The sequence below is a fragment of the Bacillus cereus group sp. BfR-BA-01331 genome, assembly GCF_022663915.1.
In the GTDB taxonomy this organism is placed as follows: Bacteria; Bacillota; Bacilli; order Bacillales; family Bacillaceae_G; genus Bacillus_A; species Bacillus_A mycoides.
The window spans coordinates 1-487 of record NZ_JAKUGJ010000147.1; the positions used below are offsets into that span (position 1 = coordinate 1).

The following is a 487-nucleotide window of genomic DNA, read 5'->3' on the forward strand; positions in this document are numbered from 1 at the left end:
AGCTGTTATTTAAAATATGGAAATCTTGGTTTCGAATTCATCGTTGTAAATCTATTAAACAAGAGCGATTAGAATGCCACCTTTATGGACAACTCATTAGTATCCTATTATGTTCTTCTACTATGTTTAAAATGAGAGAACTCCTGTTACGTAAGAAACAGAAAGAACTAAGTGAATATAAAGCGATGTACATAATTAAAGATTATTTCTTACTTTTTCATCAAGCACTACATAAAAACACCCAAGAATTATCAAAGATTCTCCTTCGTCTGTTTAACCTCCTACAGCGAAACGGACGAAAATCTCACAGATATGAGAAAAAAACAGTCTTTGATATTTTAGGTGTTGTGTATGAGTATACCACTTCTGCCCATCAGGTAGCATAGCGAAAAATTTGAAACCCGTCAGGGTTTATTTGATGTGCCTACTTTTATAACATCTATAACAGATAATAAAAAACTACGTGGAAAGACCGCATTTTGTATAA

The 487-nt window shown here is 32.6% G+C and carries 1 pseudogene; it reads left to right on the forward strand.

What is annotated here, in order from left to right:
- Window positions 1-386, forward strand: a pseudogene (locus tag MR155_RS31355) (IS4 family transposase); the annotation flags it as partial.
- Window positions 387-487 lie beyond the last annotated feature (101 nt).